Annotated in this window: 2 protein-coding genes and 1 pseudogene; 2 read left to right on the top strand and 1 reads right to left on the bottom strand. The window is 74.1% G+C overall.

Annotated elements, in window-relative coordinates:
• Positions 1-371: 371 nt before the first annotated feature.
• Positions 372-1,703, bottom strand: a complete 1,332-nt coding sequence (locus tag GPJ59_RS34935; RefSeq protein ID WP_219672078.1) for an MFS transporter — start codon at positions 1,701-1,703, stop codon at positions 372-374.
• A gap of 47 nt (positions 1,704-1,750) precedes the next feature.
• Between GPJ59_RS34935 and GPJ59_RS34940 the strand changes: the two genes are divergently transcribed.
• Entirely contained in the window at positions 1,751-2,947 is a 1,197-nt protein-coding gene (locus GPJ59_RS34940; protein ID WP_219672080.1) for a low temperature requirement protein A, read from the top strand.
• Between the two features lie 5 nt (positions 2,948-2,952).
• Positions 2,953-3,229 (top strand): annotated as a pseudogene (locus tag GPJ59_RS34945) (ATPase); the annotation flags it as partial.

A 3,229-nucleotide genomic window follows, 5' to 3' on the forward strand; every position in this document is an offset into this window, starting at 1 on the left:
GCCAGCGCGCCGGCGCCGGCGCCGGCCAGTACGGCCCGGCGGCTCGTGCGGGCGGGGGTCGCGGGGGCGGGGGTCGCGGGGGTGGGTCCTTCGGAAATCATGGACTCACCCTCGCGGCTCGGCGAAACGCTTGATCACCGGACGCGCGTAGACCGCGGGGTAACCATCCCATCCGGTGGCGGTCCAGCGGATGTTGACGTCGTGCACCGCATCCGGGGGTCCGGCGTACGGGTCGTCCGGTCGGGGGAACGGGAGTGCCGATCGCGGTCGGCGGACCGGGGCACCGACCGCGGTAGGGAGGCGGGAGTGCCGGCCTCGCTCAGGAGGCCGGACCAAGGGCCGCGGTCACGAGGCCGGAACGCCACCCGCGGTCACGAGGCCGGGGCGCCGGCCGCCTCCTTGGCCGCCCGGCGGCGCAGCGCGTCCTCGTCGGTGTCGGCGTCGTAGGTGACCAGCTTGGGCAGTACGGCGGCCAGCAGCGCCACCGAGGCCACGCAGGCCACGCCGCCGCTCCAGAAGGCACTGCGCGTGCCGGTCCAGCCGGCCATGGCGCCCGCGCGGAGCTGGCCCAGCTGCGGGCCCACGCTGTACGAGAGCACCTCGATGCCGGCGAGGCGGCCGCGCAGTTCCTCGGGGATGGTCTGGTTCCAGATGGTGGAGCGGCCCAGGCCGCTCAGCATGTCTCCGGCGCCGGCGACCGCCAGGCACACCAGGACCGGCCAGATGTTCGTGAACCAGCCGGCCGCCGCGATCGCCAGGCCCCACGACGCCGCACCGAACAGCACGAGCAGTCCGTGCCGGCGCACCCGGGAGGCCCAGCCGCTGGTCAGTCCCAGCAGCAGCGAGCCCACGGAACCGGCCGCGTACATCAGGCCCACCGACCACTCGGCGTCCAGCTCGTCGGCGAGGAAGGGGAAGATCGTGTTCGGGAAGGCGAAGAACATCGCCGCCAGGTCGACGGCGTACGTGCCGAGCAGCACCGGGCGGCTCCACGCGTACCGGGCGCCGTCGAGGACGCCGCGCAGGGAGGGGCGTTCGGCGTCGTGCGACGGCGGGGCGGGGCTCAGCCGGGAGCAGAGCAGGGCGGAGACGCCGAAGCCGGCGAGGGTGACGGCGTAGGCCGCGGCGTGGCCGGCGTAGGCGACGGTCAGGCCGGCCAGGGCAGGGCCGGCGATGGCACCGATCTGGTAGCGCAGGGCGTTGAGCGCGGCCGCGGCGGTGAGCTGGTCGTGCGGCACGATCCGGGCCATGAACGAGTCCAGCGCGGGCCGCTGGAGCCCGGCCAGCGCCGAGACACCGCCGGCCACGACGTAGAGCGGCCACAGGAGCGGACCGGGCAGCAGGGCGTTGACGAACAGCACGAGGGCGAGCACACCGAGTCCGGCCTCGGTCAGCACGATCAGCCGGCGCCGGTCCACGGCGTCGGCGAGCGCCCCGCCGTAGAGCCCGAAGACGACGAGCGGCACCAGCTCCACGGCGCCCATGGCGCCGACGGCCAGGGGCGAGTCCGTCAGGTCCTTGATCTGGAGCGGCAGCGCGATCATCGCCATGAAACTGCCGAAGAAGGTGACGACCCCTTGGAAGAAGAGCAGCCGGAAGTCCCGGCTGGAGCGCCACGGGGCGAGGTCGGGCAGGATCGCAGCCAGTCTCTTACCACTCACGAGGCACGATCGTCCGCGAAGCCGATGCCTGGGGCAACGCATTTTCCGGCGTCCCGGTGTGCGGCAAATGCCGGGCTTATAGTGCCCGCATGGTGGACGCGTCGCAGGTGACAGCGGAGGCGGAAGCGGAGGAGCAGCGGGCCGGTTGGTTCGAGCTCTTCTTCGACCTGGTGTTCGTCGTGACCGTCAGCGTGCTGGCGCACGACCTGCACGGGGACCCGGGGCCACGGGAGTTCGCCACCTTCCTGGTGCTGTTCTTCCCGCTCTGGTGGGCCTGGGTCAACCAGATGGTCACCGTCAACGTCTTCGGGTCCGACCCCGCCCGGGTCCGGGCGGTCCTGCTGGCCGCCATGCCCGCGCTCGGCCTGATGGCGGCGGCCTCGCCGGAGGGCCTGGGCGACCGGGCGTGGGCGTACGCGCTGGGCGCGGCGTGGATCCGGCTGCTGTTCTTCCTCCTGTGGTTCGGGCGTGCCCGTCGGCCCGGCAGCACGCTGCCGCTCTGGCGGCCGGTGACGTACTGCCTGGTGCCGGCCGTGATCTGGGGGGTGTCGGCGGCGGTGCCCGGGCCGGTGCGGTTCGTGCTGTGGGGGCTGGCCATCGCACTCGAAGTGGTGCTGCTGGCGGTCCAGGCCGGCATCAGCGCGGAGTTCTACGACCGCCTGAAGGTGGAACACATGGTGGAGCGGATCGGGCTGTTCGTGGTCATCGTGCTCGGCGAGAGCGTGTTCACCGTGGTCGCGACGTTCACCGAGCACTTCACCGGGCTCTCGGCGCTGGCGGCCCTGCTGGGCTTCTTCGTGGTCGCCGAGCTGGCGCTGATCTTCTTCACCTGGGGGACGGGCGCCGCCGCGCGCGGGCTGACGGCGGTGCAGAGCCGCCGTGCCGTCCGGGCCCTGCGGGACACCGTGATGTACCTGCCGTTCGTCCTGGTCTCCGGCATCGTCGTGATCGCCGCCGCCCTGGGCACGGCCGTCGGCGAACCCGACCACGTGCTGCCACCCGGGGCCCGCTGGGCGCTGAGCGGGGGCGTGCTCGCGTTCTACACCGCCAATGCGGCGATCTCCCTGCGCTACGGCGACGGCCTGGGCACGGTCATGCGCTGGTACGTCTTCTGCCTCGTGCTCACCCCGGGCGCCCTGCTGCCGGCCAGCGTGTACCTGCCGGCCTGGGGCGCAGTGGCCTGCGCGGCGGGGCTGGTCCTGCTGCTCGCCAAGCTCTCCAAGCTCAGCCGGGCCCGCGGGCAGGCGGCCGCGGCCGGCGCCGGGCCGGCCGCTCCGGTCGGATGACGCCCGTGTCCCTCCACGGTGACGGCGGCCTCCGGGTGGTCGGCGTGGACGTCGGCGGTACGGGGCTGCGCGCGGCCCTCGCCCGGCTCGACGGGGAGGGCGGGCCGCGGGTCGTGGCCCAGGTCGAACGCCGCGTTCCCACCCGTACGGGACCGCGGGGCATCGATGCCGACGCCCTGCTGGAGACCCTGCTGCCCGCGCTCGACGCGCTGCTGGGCCACCGCCCGGCCGCGCGGGACGCGGCCGGCGGCGTCGACGCGCTCGCCGTGGGCGCCACCGGGA

It is taken from the genome of Streptomyces bambusae, assembly GCF_019400985.1.
In the GTDB taxonomy this organism is placed as follows: domain Bacteria; phylum Actinomycetota; class Actinomycetes; order Streptomycetales; family Streptomycetaceae; genus Streptomyces; species Streptomyces bambusae_A.